At 57.6% G+C, this 17,791-nt stretch carries 14 protein-coding genes and 1 pseudogene; 7 read left to right on the top strand and 8 right to left on the bottom strand.

Annotated features, from left to right (window positions below; all coding sequences use genetic code 11):
• Positions 1-35: 35 nt before the first annotated feature.
• On the top strand, positions 36-566 hold the full coding sequence (locus tag QP400_RS02510; RefSeq protein ID WP_004808061.1) for a phosphoribosyltransferase: 531 nt from the start codon (positions 36-38) through the stop codon (positions 564-566).
• Here QP400_RS02510 and QP400_RS02505 read toward each other — a convergent pair.
• The 3 genes from QP400_RS02505 to QP400_RS02495 all read right to left on the bottom strand — a co-directional run bounded on the left by QP400_RS02505 (position 563) and on the right by QP400_RS02495 (position 4,415).
• Positions 563-1,549, bottom strand: coding sequence for a ribonuclease HI (locus tag QP400_RS02505; protein ID WP_004808059.1), 987 nt, complete (start codon positions 1,547-1,549; stop codon positions 563-565). The genes QP400_RS02510 and QP400_RS02505 overlap by 4 nt on opposite strands.
• Before the next feature lie 60 nt (positions 1,550-1,609).
• Complete coding sequence (locus QP400_RS02500; RefSeq protein WP_048708123.1) at positions 1,610-2,326, bottom strand: hypothetical protein; 717 nt, start codon at positions 2,324-2,326, stop codon at positions 1,610-1,612.
• Between the two features lie 235 nt (positions 2,327-2,561).
• The gene (locus tag QP400_RS02495) at positions 2,562-4,415 is read right to left on the bottom strand and encodes a phosphoenolpyruvate carboxykinase (GTP) (protein WP_070424941.1); all 1,854 of its coding nucleotides are present in this window, start codon (positions 4,413-4,415) and stop codon (positions 2,562-2,564) included.
• 306 nt (positions 4,416-4,721) lie between these two features.
• Here QP400_RS02495 and QP400_RS02490 point away from each other — a divergent pair, with 306 nt between their 5' ends.
• Positions 4,722-6,191 carry a catalase gene (locus QP400_RS02490; protein ID WP_239659979.1) on the top strand — a complete coding sequence of 490 codons (1,470 nt, stop codon included), beginning with the start codon at positions 4,722-4,724 and terminating at the stop codon, positions 6,189-6,191.
• A 248-nt stretch (positions 6,192-6,439) separates the two neighbouring features.
• Positions 6,440-7,141, top strand: coding sequence for a MarR family winged helix-turn-helix transcriptional regulator (locus QP400_RS02485; RefSeq protein WP_053086216.1), 702 nt, complete (start codon positions 6,440-6,442; stop codon positions 7,139-7,141).
• Positions 7,142-7,244: 103 nt separating this feature from the next.
• Here the strand turns inward: QP400_RS02485 and QP400_RS02480 are convergent, their stop codons facing one another.
• The 5 genes from QP400_RS02480 to deoD form a co-directional block, all read right to left on the bottom strand.
• Complete coding sequence (locus tag QP400_RS02480) at positions 7,245-8,738, bottom strand: peptide MFS transporter (RefSeq protein WP_070424940.1); 1,494 nt, start codon at positions 8,736-8,738, stop codon at positions 7,245-7,247.
• Positions 8,739-8,892: 154 nt separating this feature from the next.
• Positions 8,893-10,533 carry a phospho-sugar mutase gene (locus tag QP400_RS02475; protein WP_285462484.1) on the bottom strand — a complete coding sequence of 547 codons (1,641 nt, stop codon included), beginning with the start codon at positions 10,531-10,533 and terminating at the stop codon, positions 8,893-8,895.
• The gene (gene deoC, locus QP400_RS02470) at positions 10,533-11,183 is read right to left on the bottom strand and encodes a deoxyribose-phosphate aldolase (protein ID WP_083285962.1); all 651 of its coding nucleotides are present in this window, start codon (positions 11,181-11,183) and stop codon (positions 10,533-10,535) included. Before deoC ends, QP400_RS02475 begins: the two co-directional genes overlap by 1 nt.
• Positions 11,180-12,592, bottom strand: a complete 1,413-nt coding sequence (locus QP400_RS02465) for an MFS transporter (RefSeq protein WP_070424938.1) — start codon at positions 12,590-12,592, stop codon at positions 11,180-11,182. Before QP400_RS02465 ends, deoC begins: the two co-directional genes overlap by 4 nt.
• Positions 12,589-13,308, bottom strand: a complete 720-nt coding sequence (gene deoD / locus QP400_RS02460; RefSeq protein ID WP_070424964.1) for a purine-nucleoside phosphorylase — start codon at positions 13,306-13,308, stop codon at positions 12,589-12,591. The genes QP400_RS02465 and deoD overlap by 4 nt, the downstream gene beginning before the upstream one ends.
• 210 nt (positions 13,309-13,518) lie before the next feature.
• On the opposite strand from deoD, the gene QP400_RS02455 reads away from it, so the two are divergent.
• The 4 genes and pseudogenes from QP400_RS02455 (at position 13,519) to QP400_RS02440 (ending at position 17,777) form a co-directional block, all read left to right on the top strand.
• The gene (locus QP400_RS02455) at positions 13,519-14,427 is read left to right on the top strand and encodes an LppM family (lipo)protein (protein WP_141740496.1); all 909 of its coding nucleotides are present in this window, start codon (positions 13,519-13,521) and stop codon (positions 14,425-14,427) included.
• A gap of 136 nt (positions 14,428-14,563) precedes the next feature.
• Positions 14,564-15,859: pseudogene (locus QP400_RS02450) on the top strand (ABC transporter substrate-binding protein).
• A gap of 11 nt (positions 15,860-15,870) precedes the next feature.
• Positions 15,871-16,935 (top strand): carbohydrate ABC transporter permease, encoded by a 1,065-nt coding sequence (locus QP400_RS02445; protein ID WP_070424935.1) that lies wholly within the window; start codon positions 15,871-15,873, stop codon positions 16,933-16,935.
• Complete coding sequence (locus QP400_RS02440; protein WP_070424934.1) at positions 16,932-17,777, top strand: carbohydrate ABC transporter permease; 846 nt, start codon at positions 16,932-16,934, stop codon at positions 17,775-17,777. Before QP400_RS02445 ends, QP400_RS02440 begins: the two co-directional genes overlap by 4 nt.
• Positions 17,778-17,791: the final 14 nt, after the last annotated feature.

Genomic DNA, 17,791 nt, shown 5'->3' with positions numbered 1-17,791 from the left:
TAGGCGTCGCAAAATTTTTGCACTAGGCTATTGACATGGAGAAGGAAAACGACCGCGAAGTTCTAACCTGGCAAGCCTTTGGCGACGGCATGCGCACGCTTGCCGAACACATCTACGAATCGGGATGGATGCCCGACCTGGTAGTGGCAGTAGCCCGTGGCGGCTTGCTCCCCGCAGGCGCCCTGTCCTACGCCCTCGGCACCAAGTCGATCGGCACCCTGAACGTAGAGTTCTACACTGACATTGCTGAAACCCTTCCCGAGCCGGTGGTTCTTCCCCCGCTCATGGACACTTCAGCACTGCGTGGCAAGAAGGTGCTGGTAGTTGACGACGTAGCAGATTCGGGTAAAACCCTGCAGCTAGTTGTCGACCTGGTGTCCAAGCATGGCGTTGTTTCTGCCGACGAAGAAGTAGTTGAAGTCTCTGAGGTTCGCAGCGCGGTCATCTACGAGAAGTCTCGCTCGATCGTCAAGCCAGATTACGTGCTGAAGAAAACCGATAAGTGGATCAATTTCCCCTGGTCCACCTTGCCGCCAGTCACTGACCCCAACAAGGTTGGGGCCTAGAGGGAACGCCTGTAGTTCGCGATCGTCGCACTGGCAACAGTGCGCACGCGAGCCCGCACGTCCTCCCTATTAGCAAGCTGAGGGTCGCTGAGCCGTCGCCGTACTAACACGGCAGCGGTATCGGCGCCCTCATTCATATATTCGGCCAAATTTTGGGGCTTTGCCGCGTGCGAGCGCACCCATTCCAAAGACACTACGCCCACGTGTTTTTCGATTGCCCGGGCAGCCTTATCTGCCAGCGCGGAAGCATCCCGGCTGATCTCTGGCATGTCCACCGGGTCCTTGCCCTGCTCCCGTTCGCGCCTGGCTTGCGGCGAGAGTCGCGCTTCCACCAGATCCACGGACACCTGCGAGTCGGTAATGATCCGCATCCTAGTGTTCGGATGCGAGCGGATCGCCCGGATGATTGCCCACAGCTCGCACTCAACGATGTCGCCCGTATACAGGTCACCGTTGCCTCCCCCAAGCGAATCAATCCACGCCCAGGCTCCCTGCGGGTTTCCTCTTCCTACCGAACCGTCCGTTGCCACTACTACTAGCGGTTTCACGAGGGCGTCCTCGAATTTTTTGCGGGTAGCCTGCGCTTTCGCCAACTCCCGCAGATGGGCCGCATTATCTCCGGCCCACTCAGCGGCCCGCGCGCGCACCTCAGCCCCCAGTTTGCGGGCAATCGGATCGGTGCCGTCGACCAGGGTAATTATTGGGAACGAATCTTCGTAAGATCTGATCTCGTCTGCCACCCGGCACGCCGAAATCCGCACGGCTGCCGGTTGTTTCCAAGCTACGACCTCGGAAAAGCGGCGAAGCACCATCATGGGCAGTTCGTCTTGCAGCGAGACGGGCTCGTCTATGCGCGCCTCGACGGCACCATCTTTTGTAGTGACGGTAATGACCAGCTCGGCGGGGCCCACAGAGGTTTGTACCGAATGTACAGCTATTAGTCGGGTCAGCCTGTTAGACGCTCTAGAGGCTGGCTGGCTCATTAGCTATAAACACCTTTCTGAAGTTAGGGCAGGCGGGGCGCCGGATCGCAGAAGGCCCAGCTACCGCAGGTGCACTCGGTAGGAGGCATCCACGTAACCGCGCTTGTTCCGCAGTTCTTGTACTTCCATAATAGTTTGCGCGTACTCGTGAGCCTTAGACCCGGCCGGCGGCAAGTATTCTACCCACCCGCTGTTGGTTAGCCGCAGCGGCACCGGGGTTGAGGTAGATGCTGGGCGGGCATTGACTGCGTACGGTTGCAGGATCTTTGCCAGTTGGATGTGAGCCGTCTGCTCCGAGACTACGGCAATCGATTCTGCCTGCGGCACTACCACAATACCCCCATCGCCCATGTCTACCTTTGGTAGTAGATCGCGCACGTGCTTTACCGGGAAGCGCCACAGCAGCGCCGAAATAAGGTTCGTCCCATTGTCTATGCGCAGGTAGCGTTCTTCCTTCTGCCCAATCACACGGATTCGCAGTTCAGGGGTGCCGTCTGGGCTAATGCGCAACGATTCAAAATTGGACCAGGCAAGATCCAATAGTTGACCCCTGGTGGATAGGTCCAGCAGGTGCCCAATCATCTTGTTTCTTGTGGTGAGCACATTCAGCTTGCCTGCCTTGCGCAGAGCCAGCCCCACCGACATGTACTTGCCAATACGAGTAATTTCAAAGAGCGGCGCCACCCCTTTTGACATGTGCTCTTCTCGGAACATAACCGTTGGCGCCGTTACTGGCAACAGCTGCGCCAAGGGGGACGTACCGAATGCATTACTCACGCTCTTATTGTTGCCTTTACGCACAGTTTTCGCATGTTGAAAGGTGCATGTTCCCTATGGCTCTACTTTTCAAGCAAAATTCTTGTCTATTTTTCCCGAGGGCGAGCACGCCGCCCCAGCCGGGCGATTATTGCTCCTAGTAGGCGCTCCTTACCGGGGCCTGAGCGGGCATAGAAAGGGGCCGGTAGGTTTCCCTACCGGCCCCTCTTCTAGCTATCTGGAGGAGACTAGCTGGCTACTTCTTAGCGGCGGCGATGCGATCGCGCAGTGCCTGCAGCTCATCGAGGAGGGGCTGCGGAACCTTGTCGCCAAACTGCTCGAAGTACTTTGCAGTATCTTCAGCCTCGGCTTCCCATGCTTCCGGATCGATGGTGTACATCTTGTCCCATTCTTCCTTGCCAAGGCCAGTGCCCTCGAGGTTGAAGTCCTCGAACTTCGGGTACAGGCCGGTGACGCCCTCGATGGCATCTACCTGGCCGGAAGCGCGGCGGACGATCCAGTCCAGGACGCGAGAGTTGTCGCCGTATCCTGGCCAAATGAAGTTGCCGTCTTCGTCCTTGCGGAACCAGTTGACCTGGTACACCTTCGGGAACTTGTCGCCCAGCTTCTGCTGCATCTCGAGCCAGTGGCCCCAGTAGTCGGCCATATTGTAGCCACAGAACGGAAGCATTGCGAACGGGTCGTGACGCAGCGAACCAGCCTTGACGTCAGTTGCCGCAGCGGTGACCTCAGAGGACACGTTTGCGCCAATGAAGACGCCGTGTGCCGGGGTGTACTGCTCTGCAACTAGCGGCACGTTGGTAGCGCGGCGGCCGCCGAACAGGATTGCGTCGATTGGGACACCCTGAGGTGCTTCCCAGTCGGGGCAAATGATCGGGCACTGCGAAGCAGGCACGGTGAAACGGGAGTTCGGGTGTGCGGCCTTCTTGCCAGCCTTTGCGTCCTCGGGCGTGTAGTCGTTGCCCTGCCAGTCGATCAGGTGATCGGGCAGTTCAGTGTCAATGCCCTCCCACCAGACATCGCCATCGTCGGTCAGTGCGACGTTGGTGAAGATCGAGTTGGCGCGAGCGGTGTCCATTGCCATCGGGTTGGTCTTGTAAGAAGTACCGGGGGCAACACCGAAGAAGCCGGCCTCGGGGTTGATGGCGTACAGGCGGCCATCCGGGCCCGGACGCATCCACGCGATGTCGTCGCCAACGGTTTCTACCTTGTAGCCCTCGATGGTGGGCTGCAGCATTGCCAGGTTGGTCTTGCCACATGCCGACGGGAACGCGGCGGTGACGTGGTACTGGTTGCCAGTTGCCTCTTCAGTCAGGCGCAGAACCAGCATGTGCTCTGCCATCCAGCCGTCTCGGCGGCCCATGGTCGACGCAATACGCAGAGCGAAGCACTTCTTGCCCAGCAGTGCGTTTCCGCCGTAACCGGAACCGTAGGACCAAATCTCGTTGGCTTCGGGGAAGTGAGTAATGTACTTCTCGTCATTACATGGCCAAGCAGTGTCTTCCTGGCCCTCTTCCAGAGGAGCACCAACGGAGTGAACTGCGGGAACCCACGGCTTGCCTTCGGCAATCAGATCCAGCGCCTTGGCGCCCATGCGGGTCATGATGCGCATCGAGCAGACTACGTAAGGCGAGTCAGTAATTTCGATGCCAAGCTGAGAGATTGGGCCGCCGAGCGGGCCCATCGAGAAGGGAACCACGTACATGGTGCGGCCCTTCATAGCCCCACGGAAGACACCCTTTTCACCAATCAGGGTTTCCTTCATTTCCTTCGGATCTGCCCAGTGGTTGGTGGGGCCAGCGTCCTCTTCCTTTTCGGAGCAGATAAAGGTGCGCGACTCGACGCGAGCCACGTCGGAGGGCAGCGAACGAGCGAGGAAACAGTTCGGGCGCTTTTCCTCATTGAGCTTGGTGAGCATCCCGGTCTTCACCATCATCGAGGTTAGGCGATCCCATTCTTCCTGGGAACCGTCAGAGAACTCGACAGATTCCGGTGTGGTGATTTCGGCAATCTTTGCAACCCACTGCACTACTTCTTCGGGTGCATTAGCCGGAGCAGCGGCCTGGATGTCCTTTGCGGTAACGGTCATAACTTTGTTCAGCCTCCTGAGCCTTGAAAGGGGCGTCAGCCTCAACGCCCGATGACATGTTCTATCTTTGCAGACGAAAATAACTTTTGCACCGGACAGAAGTCCCTGATTTTTCTAACGCATCAAAAACTTGCCAACGCCCTTGCATAAACCTCATTGCGCAGGGAAGGGAGAGTTCGCGACCAGCGTTTGCAAAGGTGCAGGCCACAATGTGTTCCACGGCATTGTTCTGCATCACAGGAACATTCTGGATAGTTTAAAATTGTCGCTAAAGGCGAAATTTTAGTAGCAAAAATATTCCACTAAATGAACGGAGTTGCCATGCCCAAGAACCCAGAAAAGAACCCTACAGGGGACTTTGGTGCCCCAGTAGTGTCCGAGGAGCACTCGCTGACCGTGGGCCCGGACGGTCCAATCGTGTTGCACGACGTTCACCTGGTGGAGTCGCTAGCTCACTTCAACCGCGAGAACGTTCCGGAGCGGCGCCCTCACGCTAAAGGGTCAGGGGCGTTTGGCGTTTTCGAGGTAACCGAGGACATTTCGAAGTACACTCACGCAGATTTTCTACAAAAGGGTAAGAAAACTCCGATGCTTGCTCGCTTCTCTACTGTAGCTGGCGAAATGGGATCGCCAGATACGTGGCGTGACGTGCGCGGATTCTCGCTTAAATTCTACACGCAAGAGGGTAACTTCGACATGGTGGGAAACAATACGCCTACATTCTTCATGCGCGACCCACTGAAGTTCCCTCACTTCATCCGATCACAAAAGCGCCTGCCCGACAGGGGCTTGCGCGACAACAACATGCAGTGGGATTTCTGGTCCCTGTCCCCCGAGAGCGCCCATCAGGTGTCCTACCTTATGGGGCCACGCGGCATTCCGAAGTCCTACCGGCACATGAACGGCTACTCTTCCCACACCTACTCGCTGATCAATTCCGAGGGCGAACTGTTCTGGGTGCGCTGGCACTTCCACACCGAGCAGGGCGTGCAGAACTTGACCAACGACGAGGCCGAAAAGTTGGCCGGATCCGACCCCGACTTCCACAGGCAGGACCTATTCGAGGCCATTGACCGGGGCGAATACCCATCGTGGCGCGTGGACTTCCAGATCATGCCTTACGAGGAGGCGAAGACCTACCGCTTCAATCCCTTCGATCTGACGAAGACTATTTCTAAGAAGGATTACCCACTAATCCCGGTTGGCAAGTTCACGCTGAACCAGAACCCGACCAACTTCTTCACCCAGATCGAGCAGGCAGCATTTGCGCCCTCGAACATTGTTCCGGGCACGGGCCTATCCCCAGACAAGATGCTGCTGGGACGCGCATTCGCCTACGCGGACGCCCAACGTAACCGCATTGGCACTAACTACGCACAGCTGCCAGTAAACCGCCCTGTGGTAGACACGAACGCCTACACTTTCGACGGGCAGATGGCATTCGAGGACTCCGGGGATGCTCCGGTATACGCCCCCAATTCGTACGGTCGCGACTGGGGGCAGGCTGGAGGCGTAGACGAGGCCTCTTGGCAGAGCGATGGAGAACTGGTCCGCAGCGCCGCCACCTTGCATTCCGAGGACGACGACTTCAGCCAGGCTCACGATTTGGTGCGTAACATTTACACCGACCAGGAGCGCGCTGACTTGGTAGACACTGTAGTCGGCATGCTGAACGAAGGGCAGGGCAAGGAGCCCGTCCTCACTAACGTGATCAAGTACTGGAAGAACATTGACCAGGAAGTGGGCGCCGCCATCGAGAAGGGCTTGCGCGCCTAGTTCCTTCCCTGCGCACTGGACGGGTAGATACAGTGCACATTTGCCCCTGGGGTGCGGCAGAAGCCGCACCCCAGGGGAAATCCCTTCTAAACGACGATTATTTGTAGGGCAGCGAACCATGCCCGGGATGCGGCTATTCAGGTTTTCGAGGCCACCCAAAAGGCAAGCACTTGACAGTTACTATTTAAGTCCGTATGTTTTATAGCAAGTACTTGATAGTCAAGTGCTTGCCATTTATAGGAGTTCGCATGGTAAACAAAAACAATAGCTCGCCAGAACGTCACTGCCCTGACGTTAACGGCGACAGGAACGACCAGCCCCCCTTCCCCGGATCGGACGAGGAAGATCTGCGCGGTCAGGTAGCTGCAAAGCTCCGCTACATTTCTATGTGGCAGATGCACAAGCGCCGCGGGCGCGGCAGCGGACGCGCTCCTTGGGCTGATCCAAGACACGGTCAGGGCCGCGTCTTGGCCCTTCTGGCAATGAAGGAGACAATGACTCAGAAGGAGCTCACCTACCTGCTAGGAATGTCCAGACAAGGTGCCGCCGAGCTAATCTCGAAGCTGGAATCGAAAGGACTGCTAAAACGCACCCCCTCAGAATCTGATCGGCGCGCAATGGACATATCGTTGACAGAAGAGGGCGCAAAAGCTAGGCAGGAACAAAAAGAGCAGCCTTCTTGCGAAGAACAGATCTTCGACGTGCTGACCGAAGAGGAACTGGCTGACCTAGTTTCCTATCTGGAACGGATTACGCAGAAGATAGAAGATTTAGACCCCAAGTTCGCTAAGCGTGTGCGGTGCGCTCGCACCGATTTCGAGCGCGGCCACGGCCGCTTCGGCCACCCACACATGGGAACTCGCGGTTTTGATGGCCCACATGAGGGGCCGCTAGGCTTCGGCCGCCCAGGCTTTCGGAAGCACCACTGCCGCATGCGACACTGGCACTAAACAAAGTGGGCTCCCCCGTTTGGTCGGGACGTAGACATAAATATTGGCCCTCGACAGGAGCTTTTACCTGTCGAGGGCCAATATTTTCAGTTACCGGAACCGACTATTCCGCGTTTTCGTTCATCCCAGCGTTGATGTGGCGCCCAATCCACGGAGTCAGGCATGCCAGGATCAGGGTGAAGACCAAGGAAACAATGCCGGTGCCAACGAACACGGTGGTGTTCGACAGATTGCCGGTATGCTGCAGTACCTGGGCGGTGATTGCCTGGCCCGAGGCCGAAGATAGGAACCACAGTGCCATCGCCTGGCTCTTGAATGCCCTAGGTGCCAGCAATGTGGTGGCTGCTAGCCCCACAGGCGACAGACACAGCTCGCCAACCGTCTGGATTACGTAGGTGAAGGCGAGTACCCACCAGGGCGATTTTCCGCCGGAATAGACGCTGGCCCATGCACCCAACCAGATGAAGGACAAGGAGGCGAGCGCCAAACCGATCGTGAATTTCACGGCGGTGGGGACGCGGCTACCTACCCTGGTCCAAAGGGCTGCGAACAGGGGCGATAGCAGCACGATGAACATCGGGTTGATGGACTGGTACCACTCGGGGTTGATGGTGATGCCGGCTACTGCCAGGTTGGTGTCGTCTTTGGCGAATGCGGCCATCGAGGACGCAGCCTGTTCGAAGATCATCCAGAACAGCATTGCAGCTACGAACAGTGGGATGAAGGCGGACAGTCGCGAGCGCTCCTCGACAGTAACCTTCTTGGAGCGGAACATCACTACGAAGTAGCAGATAGGTGCGGCCAGAGCCAACAGCGTTAACGAGTCTATCGCATTGACCAACCAGTCTTTGCCGGTCACCAGGTGTACCAGGATCAGTACCAGGGCCAGGCCAGCAATAATGCCTACTACCAGTACCCACATGCGGGAACGTTCACTCTGCGATAGCGGGTTGGGAACGTCATCGACGCTGGGGTTCAGGTACTTGCGTCCCTGAATGTAGAAGACGAGGGCTATGCCCATGCCTACTGCGGCCACCGAGAAGCCTGCGTGGTAGCCACCCCAGTTGCGGGCGGCAGCAACAATGAACGAGGAGATAAAAGAGCCAATGTTGATGCCCATGTAGAAGATCGAGAAGCCGGCCTCACGCTTAGGATCGTCGTCGCGGTACAGGTTTCCGACCATTGCCGAAATGTTCGGCTTTAGCAAGCCGGTGCCCAGGGCCACCAGGATGATGCCTATATAGGACATAGTGGCAATTGGGATGGCCAGGCAGATGTGGCCGCCGATAATGACTAGTCCGCCGTACAGGGTGGACCGTCGCGGCCCCCACACGCGGTCTGCGAACCAACCGCCCAGGACGGACAGTAGGAACACCGAAGCTGAATAGATCTGTGCCAGCGACTGGCCGATCGCGTCGTCAAGGGCCAGCCCACCGTTCGCCAGCGTGTCTACCAGGTAGTAGAGCAGTATGGCTCGCATCGAGTAGTAGCTGAACCGCTCAAATGCTTCGGTGGTAAATAGTGGCATCAGCCCTAGGGGATGCCCGAAAAATCGTTTGCCTGGGGGATTCCACTGTGACTCGGCGACGTTCGCCATGTTACCTCCGCGATTGGGAACAATTTCAGATTTGCCTTACTATACCCACATTTTGGCCATATCTGTACTTTGTATTCCGTTGAAAGAGGCTATTTCTATGCAAAACTTTCTTTAAGCTTAGTTAGCATTAGTCACAATTTACCTTTATTTATTGTCACAGTCCGCACGCGGCACTAACCTCGGCACGGACCCGTTCTAGCCGTTGTTTTGCGGCTAAATAGGGCACTTCGTCACCTGCGGGCAACACTACTTCTAGGTAGCACTTGAGCTTAGGTTCGGTTCCCGAGGGGCGGATCACTACCCGGTCGTTTGCTTCAGTTTGCAAAACTAGGACATTTGCGGGCGGCAGCGTGTCAGTACCGTTCGAAAGATCCTCGATCTTACTTATTGCTGCTCCGGCGAGGGCGGTGGGCGGATTTTGGCGGAGGCGCTCCATTGCCCGCTCAATTTCTGGGAGCGAGTCTACGCGGAAGGTCAGCGGTGCGGTTTGGTACAGGCCGAAGCGACGGGCCAGCTCGTCGAGCGCATCTTGCAAAGTATTGCCCGCTTTTTTCTGTTTGGCAGCGAGCTTGGCAATGGCTACCGCTGCGGCAATTCCGTCCTTGTCGCGCACTAGGGCAGGTGCCGGGCAGTGGCCGATGGCTTCTTCGTAACCGTAGAGCAGGTTTGGGGTACAAGCTATCCATTTGAAGCCGGTCAGAGTCTGCACAAAGTCCAGCCCGTTAGCACGCGCTATCTCTCCGAGTAGGCGCGAAGACACGATCGAAGTTGCCAGGGTACCGCTGCCTCCTTGCGCCGCAACGGCGTTTCCCAACAGGGCTCCAGTCTCCTCCCCTGATAGTTGTTTAAACCCCTGGCCAGCGGGTATTGCGACGGCGCAGCGATCCGCATCCGGATCTACCGCTATGACTAGGTCGGCGCCAACCTGGGTTGCGGTTTCGAATGCCAGGTCGAGCGCCCCGACCTCTTCCGGATTGGGGAAGGCGACGGTCGGAAAGTCAGGATCGGGATCCGCCTGCGCAGCCACCAGGGTTACGTCAGCGAAGCCAGCCCGCTGCAGCGCCTTTCGGCACAGGGGGCCGCCCACCCCGTGCATGGGGGTAAGCACGATTTTTAAATCCTGCTGCGGGGAAGGAGCCACCACCGCTCGTAGGTATTCTTCGGCCACGTCCACGGCCACTATCCCCTGCCGCGAGCGCGGCACTTGGTTTGCAGGCTTGGCGGCAACGATGGCCTCCGCGATCTGAGCGTCGGCGGGCGAGATGATCTGCACCCCCTGAGCTGGACCGGTGGCGATTCGGCCACCAAGGTAGACCTTGTAGCCGTTGTCGCGAGCAGGATTGTGGGAGGCGGTCACCATGATTCCCGCGTCGGCACCCAACTTCCGCACGGCGAAGGCGGTGATGGGAGTGGGTTGTGCGGGGGCCAGCTTGAGCGCTTCGCCGCCGGCCGCGCTAACGACCTCGGCAGCTGCTGAGGCAAGTTGGGCAGAGCCGTAGCGCGCATCGCACCCAATTACCACCCTGGGGGTTGCAACTTTGCTGTTCAGCCAGGACATCAGCCCCGCGGTAGCGCGCACCACTACCGCTTCGTTCATGCGCGACTCGCCGGGGCCGAGGGCGCCGCGCAGCCCCGCCGTGCCAAATTGCAAAGGCCCAGAAAATGCGTCCTTCAACTGGCCTTTCGCATCTTTGTCACCAGCCTGGGCGGCCTCTATGAGCCGGAGTAGTTCTTCCTTGGTGGCCGGGTCGGGATCTGCCTGTGCCCACTGTTTTGCCCTGGCTAGTAGCTGCATTAGTCCGCCATTTCCTGCAGGATTTTTGCCGACGCCGATAGACCTAGGCGGGTGGCTCCTGCAGCCACCATTTTCTGTGCCGCTTCGGCCGTGCGAATGCCGCCCGATGCTTTCACCCCGGCCTTGCCGGCCACAGTCTTTGCCATCAGCGCCACGGCGTGTTCGCTAGCACCTCCGGCTGGGTGGAATCCGGTAGAAGTTTTTACGAAATCAGCGCCAGCGGCTACAGCGGCCTCACAGACGGCCACAATCTGCTCGTCGGTTAGGGCTGCTGATTCTATGATCACTTTCAACACCGCGGCGGGGATAGCAGCGCGCACCTGCGCAATTTCGTCCTCGATCTGGGCGTAATTACCTGCCTTGGCGTTGCCCACGTTGATCACCATGTCAACTTCTTCGGCACCATCGCTGACAGCCTGTGCCGCCTCTGCAGCCTTGATCTGCGGCTTTACAGCCCCTGAGGGGAAGCCGCAGACGGTGGCCACGTGCACGCCCTCGGGAACAGAAAGTGGTAGAGCCGAGGGCGAAACGCACACGGAATAGGTGCCCAGCCGGGCGGCCTCCTTGCCTAGAGCCTCAAAGTCCGCGGGGGTTGCTTCAGGCTTCAGCAAGGTGTGATCGATCATGCGAGCTAATTCCGAACGTTTCACTTTTCCTCCTGTAGGGTCCGGCGCTGCCGGTTCCGCTTTTCAATTCGAGCCATGTTTGTATCGGCAACCACATAGATGATGGCACCGACCAGGGCTATCGCAGCCAGGATAAACATGACCGCCGCGTATCCGCCCGTGCCCCCGAGCACCCCGGGAAGCTCCAGGTGCAGGTCGGCCAGCTTCGCGCTGTAGGCAATGCCCAACGGAATCGCAATGTTCACAGTCAAGTTATAGAAACCAACGGCAATGCCAGATTGTTCGCCGGGAATCTTTGCTAGCGCAGACGACAGTAGCGGGGCATACATAAGGGCGTAGCCGCACGCGAACAGCAGCGAGGCCACGACGAACACTGCCGGGGAAGCCTTCATGAAGAAGCCCATGAGCAGCAGCGCAATCACAATAGAGGCGGCCGCAGTGTAGATTGCTTTGCGGGTAGACAGCAGTTGGCCGATCTTACCGGAAGCCACTCCAACCAAGATGGCGCCGACATAACCGGGCGCTAGCAGCAGGGACGCACCCGCAGCCTTGTAACCGTGTACCTGCTGCGCAACGGCGGGGAACAACACGATGAAGCCGAGCTGTACCGAGTAGACGATGAACACAAACACCAGCGCCCAGATATAACGCCCGTTCCGGAAGAAGCGGGGGTGCACTAGCGCCGCGGGCGACTTGGCTACGTGCACGGCAAATAGGACGATGCCTAAAAGGGTTGGCGCCAGCCAGACAATCTTAAATTCCTGCATGAACATGATCAGCGAGGAGGCGAAGATGGCGATCAGCGCCAGTCCGATCCAGTCCACCTTGCCGGTTTGTAGTTCTTCGTCCGCGGGGACGGTACGCAAAATAATTGGAATGGCGAACACCAGGATCAGCGGGATTGCGAACATGGCAGTCCAGGACACGTAGGTGGCCATGAAACCGCTGGCCAACGCCCCGAAGAGGGTGGATGCCTGGAAGGCAGCCGTCGAAAAACCAAGATAGGTTTTCTGCTGGGCCTCACTCAGCTGCTTCGTCACGTAAATGACGTACAGTGTTTCCGCCGCAGCCAGCCCCGCAGTTTGGACGATGCGTCCTAGCAGCACGAGCGGCCACGAAGCCTGCCCTAAGAAGCCCAGGAGGGATCCTACGATAGCCAACGTAATGCCCGCCAACATCAGGGTGCGGACGGGCACGAAGTCTGACAGCGCCGCGTAGACAACCGCCCCGATGCCGATCAGAATGCCCGCCAAGGATGCTTGCAGTGACACCTGGTTCAGACTCAGGTGCAGCGCCTGCCCCATCGAGGAAGTCATGAACTTGAAGCCATTGTCAATGATCAGGCTGAACACGAACGTGAACAGCATGATCGGGACCGCAGCCTCCGGTGAGGGCGACCTCTTTAGTTTTGCGCTCTTAGCTGCGGCAGTCACTTCTGGGCCTCCTTGGCTGCTACGGGCAGGGTCAGTTCGATCATCTTAGTGAAGGCCTCCTGGCGTTCCTGGGCACTGGTGTGCGCGCCCGTGACTATGTTGTCCGAGACGGTAAATATACCGAGGGCGTTAGCTCCGGCCTCGGCGGCTACCGAATACAGGCCGGCAGATTCCATTTCCACGGCGAGTACGCCCATCTTCGCCCACCGCTCATTCACGGTTTGGTCGAAGTTGTAGAACACGTCCGAGGACAAGATATTACCTACGTGAATCGGGGTGTCTTGGCGCAGCGACTCCTGGTATACGCCCTCGAGCAAATCCCAGGAAGCGGTGGGAGCATAGGTTCCCGGCAGGTTGAACTGGTTGATGAAATTTGAATCAGTCGAAGCTGAGGACGCCACCACCACATCGTATAAGTCCAGGTCGGGCTGTAAAGCGCCACAAGAACCTACCCGGATAACATTGCGCACCCCAAAGAAGTGAATCAGTTCGTGGGCATATAGGCTGATGGAGGGGATCCCCATGCCAGAGCCCATCACGGAAACCTGAGTCCCCTCATACGTGCCGGTAAAGCCCAGCATCCCGCGCACCGAGTTGAATTGGACTACGTCACGCAAATAGGTTTCGGCAATAAATTTTGCGCGCAGGGGGTCTCCTGGCATTAGTACCGTGTTCGCTATTGGTCCTGTGGGGTTGATGTGCGGGGTCTGCTGCATAACGATGTACTTCCGAATCGGAGTTATTGCGCCCAAAACTTAGGCTTTCGGTCCGCTTAGAAGACTAAACACTTTCGGCTGCCTTTACACCTTTCCCAGGTAGAGCCACTTTTCTTTGCCTGCCTGGTGCCGACACAAAGTGGGCGCAGGCGAACCCGTGCGCGCCAATTCCATTACCCGCAGGCGCGGAAAATGTGGAACGCTTAGAGCATGAGAACTGCTTCCGCCCGTCGTCGCTTCGGCCTACTCGCGCTATTACTGTGCCTTTGTGCCGTTGTTCTGAGTGGGTGCGAAGCGGATACTTCACTGCATATCTATCCGGATCAGACATACACGATGCACTCCACGCTGGCAGTGCCTGTCGAGGCCGGTAGTCAGCTGACGTGCACTTCGCTAAAGAACCTGCTGCTGCAAGCGGGCGGACAAGGGCAGACGCGCGTGGAAGACAAATCCACCAAACAAGAGATCAACTGCGTCATCGACTTCACCAAGCCGCAGCCGATCGCTAACTCTGGTTCGCCTTTCGTAACCATCAAGCACTACAGCGGCCGCTACCGCGTGTCCTTGCCGGGGGACCCTTCTTACTCCAGCATTGTCGAGGGCGCGCAATTCAAGTTCTCGATCACCTTCCCCGGGCCGGTCACCGACATTTCCGGTTCCTACGGGGCCAAGGCAGACGGCAACACCGTGACCTGGACTAACCCGCGCGTACTTAATACCGGTTTCGCTGTTGAAGGGCGCGACAATGCCGGCTTTTCGCTGTCGCAGGTAGTCATCTGGGCCCTAACCGCGCTTGTGTTACTTTCCGCTCTAGGCACTTCAAGAGCACTTGGCAGGCCCGATTCCTTTAAGAATATTCAGCAGCGGTGGCGCGCATTTTGGATTCCTACCAGACCTAAGATCATCGCCGCCCTCGACAAAGCGAAGGAACTATTGCGCCAAAGTGGCACTAAAGGCAGGCAGGGCGCAACAAAGGTCGGCCGTTCCATGGGGAGAGGCGTGAAGAGGGCGGGCTCTACGACCGCTAAGGCAACTAGAAAAGCCTTCACTTCTACCAGTAAGTTCGCGAAGAAGACGGCGGAGCGCGCTAGCTCGGCAATGAAGAACAAGAAAAAGTAGCCGCAAAGGAAAACTAAGAGGAGATCCCTTTTTAGGCTTTACAACCTCCGCACCCAAAGGGCTACACTGGAATGGTCGACGCGCGTCGAGAAGGCGTACGACACCCCGTCCCGATTAACAAAGGAGTTACGCGGAGATGAAGACAAAAGCGCTCTCACTTGGCGCTTTGGCCGCTTGCGCTGCACTAGCACTTACAGCGTGCGGCGGCAATACGGTAAGTGAAGAAGACATCAAATCAGGAAAGATCGAAGGCCGAGGCCCCATCACATACGTGCAGGGCAAAGACAACTCCGGCAAACTAGCACCGATGCTCGAGGACTGGAATAAGGCCCACCCCAAAGAGCGCGTGACCATGATTGAACTATCCTCCGAAGCGGACCAGCAACGCAATTCGATGGTGCAAAACGCGCAGACCAAGTCCGATTCGTTCTGTGTACTATCTCTAGACAACGTGTGGATGGCGGAATTTGCTGCCTACCGATGGATTCTGCCGCTACCCGAAAACCAATTCCCTAAGGAAAAGATCCTTCCTCCGGTGTGGCAGACCGGCATGTACCGCGGTCAGCTCTTCGCTATGCCGCACGGCTCCGATGGCGGCATCTTGTTCTACCGCAAAGACCTTCTGCAAAAGGCGGGCATTACCAAAGCCCCCAAGACCTGGGATGACATGAAGAAAGGCTGCAATGCAGTCCGGGCTCTTCCGGGCCACAAAGACATTGGCTGCTACGCCGGCCAATTCGCCAAATACGAAGGCCTAACCGTAAATGCGGACGAAGCCATTCACGCCTTCGGCGGCCAGACGGTTGACAAGGACGGCAAAGTCAAGGTCAACTCCCCCGAAGCGAAGAAGGGGCTAAAAGTTATCGCCGACGGTTTCAAGAGCGGCTTCATCCCCAAAGAATCACTAACTTACAAGGAATAAGAAGGCCGCAACGCCTTTGAATCAGAGCGCGTCCTGTACTACCGCAACTGGCCGTACCAATACGCCCTCAGCAAGGAAAAACTGGGCGACAAGATGGGCGTTGCCCCCATGCCTGGCTTTACCGCAGACAAGCCCGAGGGCGGCACCTCCTCTCTAGGCGGGCACAACGCGGCTATCTCTTCCTACTGCAAGAACAGGGCCACTGCCCTGGACTTCATCAAGTGGTACACCTCGGAGCCCATCCAGAAGCGGCTCCTAACCGAAACCACTTTGGCTCCTATCTACACCTCGCTCTACGACGACCCGAGCCTGATCAAACAATTCCCCTACCTGCCGTCACTGAAGAAATCCATCGAGAGCGCAGTGCCCCGCCCGCAGGTTTACAACTACGGGGATGTTTCCACCACCATTCAGGACGCCGTATTCCCGGTGCTGAAAGGTGAAACCGAAACGGGTCCGGCCCTGGACGGGTTGGCAAAGAAGCTAACCAAAATGACCTCGGGGAAGTAAAGGAAACTGCCATGGCAAAATCTAAATCACTGGCATTGACCGATTCGGGGAAGGCGCAGGCGAAACTAGCCGGATGGCTGGTTTCCCCCACCATCATCGTCATTGCCATCGTCATCTTGTTCCCCACCATTTCCGCCCTCTACCAATCCCTGTGGGGCTTTCGCGGCATTGACCCATCCACGGGCTTCGTCCGCGACAGCGAACCGTTCGTCGGCTTGGAAAACTATGTCAACATCTTCCGCGGCGACACCGGCTCCCGCTTCTGGAACGCTTTCTGGAACACCACTTTCTTCGCCACTGTCACGGTAGCGATCGAAACCGTGTTGGGTGTGGCAATGGCCTTGATCATGCACAAGGCCATGAAGGGACGCGGCCTAGTGCGAGCCGCAATCTTGGTCCCCTGGGCCATTCCTACCGCTGTTTCCGCAGTGCTGTGGAAGTGGATCTTTGACGCGCACGGCGCCGCAAACGCCCTGTTCAACACGCAAATCCTGTGGGCAACTTCGGACTGGCCGGCAAAGTTTGCGATCATCATCGCTGACACCTGGAAGACAGCACCCTTCATCGGGCTGCTAACACTTGCGGGTCTTCAGGTCATCCCCGACGACGTCTACGAGGCCGCCAAGATTGACGGTGCGAGTGCCTGGCGCAGGTTCATGACCATTACGCTGCCGCTAGTGAAACCCGCCCTCGTAGTAGCGGTACTGTTCCGCATGCTCGACGCGCTGCGCATGTTCGACCTTCCCTACATTCTGATCGGTCCGCGCAAAGCTTCGGTAGAAACCCTGTCGATGCTGGTGCAAGACGACGCCTCAAACCTGCGCTACGGCAGTGCAGCGGCCTACGCAGTTGTGCTGTTCATCTACGTATTCATGATCGCCTTCGCCTTCGTCAAGGTACTGGGCGCAGAGCTGGTAGACGAACCAAACTCCGGTTCCAAACTGCGACTATCGCAATTCTTCAAGAGGTCGAAAAAGTCAATCACATCAACCAGGCCAGCCGAAATTAGCGCGGCCCAAAAGGGTAGCAGCGTTACCAGAGTTGCCAACGCTTCTGGGAAGGAGCAGACCCGATGAAGGACTCAAAGCTAAAAGTGGGACTGTCCAACACGTCCTCGTGGATAGGGATCGCCACCATAGTCATCTTCTGTCTGGCGCCCTTCTACTGGATGATCGTCTCGTCGCTTCGCCCCACTAAAGACATCTTCGACACGACCCTGTGGCCGAAGACGCTAAGCATGGAAAACTACACGCAGGTGTTCGACCCGTCGCGCCAATTCGGCAGGTCGCTGCTGAACTCGGTGCTAGTGGCAGGTCTAACCACCGTGCTAGCCCTAATCATCGCGACCGTCACCGCATACGCCCTGGCGCGACTGGAATTTCCTGGAAAATCAATCATCTTGACAATTGTGATCGCCACCTCGATGTTCCCACTAGTGGCAATCGTTGTGCCGCTGCTAAAACTGTTCACCGCATGGGGATGGATCAACACCTACCAGGCTATGATCCTGCCCGACCTATCCTTCGCTTTGCCTCTGGCAGTGTGGAATCTGACCAGCTTCTTCAAGCAGATGCCACGCGAACTAGAGCAGGCCGCAATGGTAGACGGGTGCACCCCCGGGCAGGCATTCCGCAGAGTCATCCTGCCCATTGCCGCCCCAGGCGTGTTCACCACCGCGATCATCGTATTCATCAACACCTGGAATGAATTCCTGATCGCCGTTACGATGATCAACAAGCCCGAGATGCAAACAGCCCCCGTGGCTATCTCTAAATTTGGCGGGGTCAGCGGTTTTGAGACCCCGTTCGGATCACAGATGGCGGCAGGCGTGATAGTCACTATCCCGCTAGTGATCCTTGTACTGCTATTCCAACGCCGAATCGTAGCCGGCCTAGCCGCCGGTGGCGTCAAACAATAGAACCTAGGAGGGGG

It is taken from the genome of Winkia sp. UMB3158, assembly GCF_030217145.1.
Taxonomy (GTDB): Bacteria; Actinomycetota; Actinomycetes; order Actinomycetales; family Actinomycetaceae; genus Winkia; species Winkia anitrata.
This window is presented reverse-complemented; position numbering and strand designations above follow the sequence as displayed.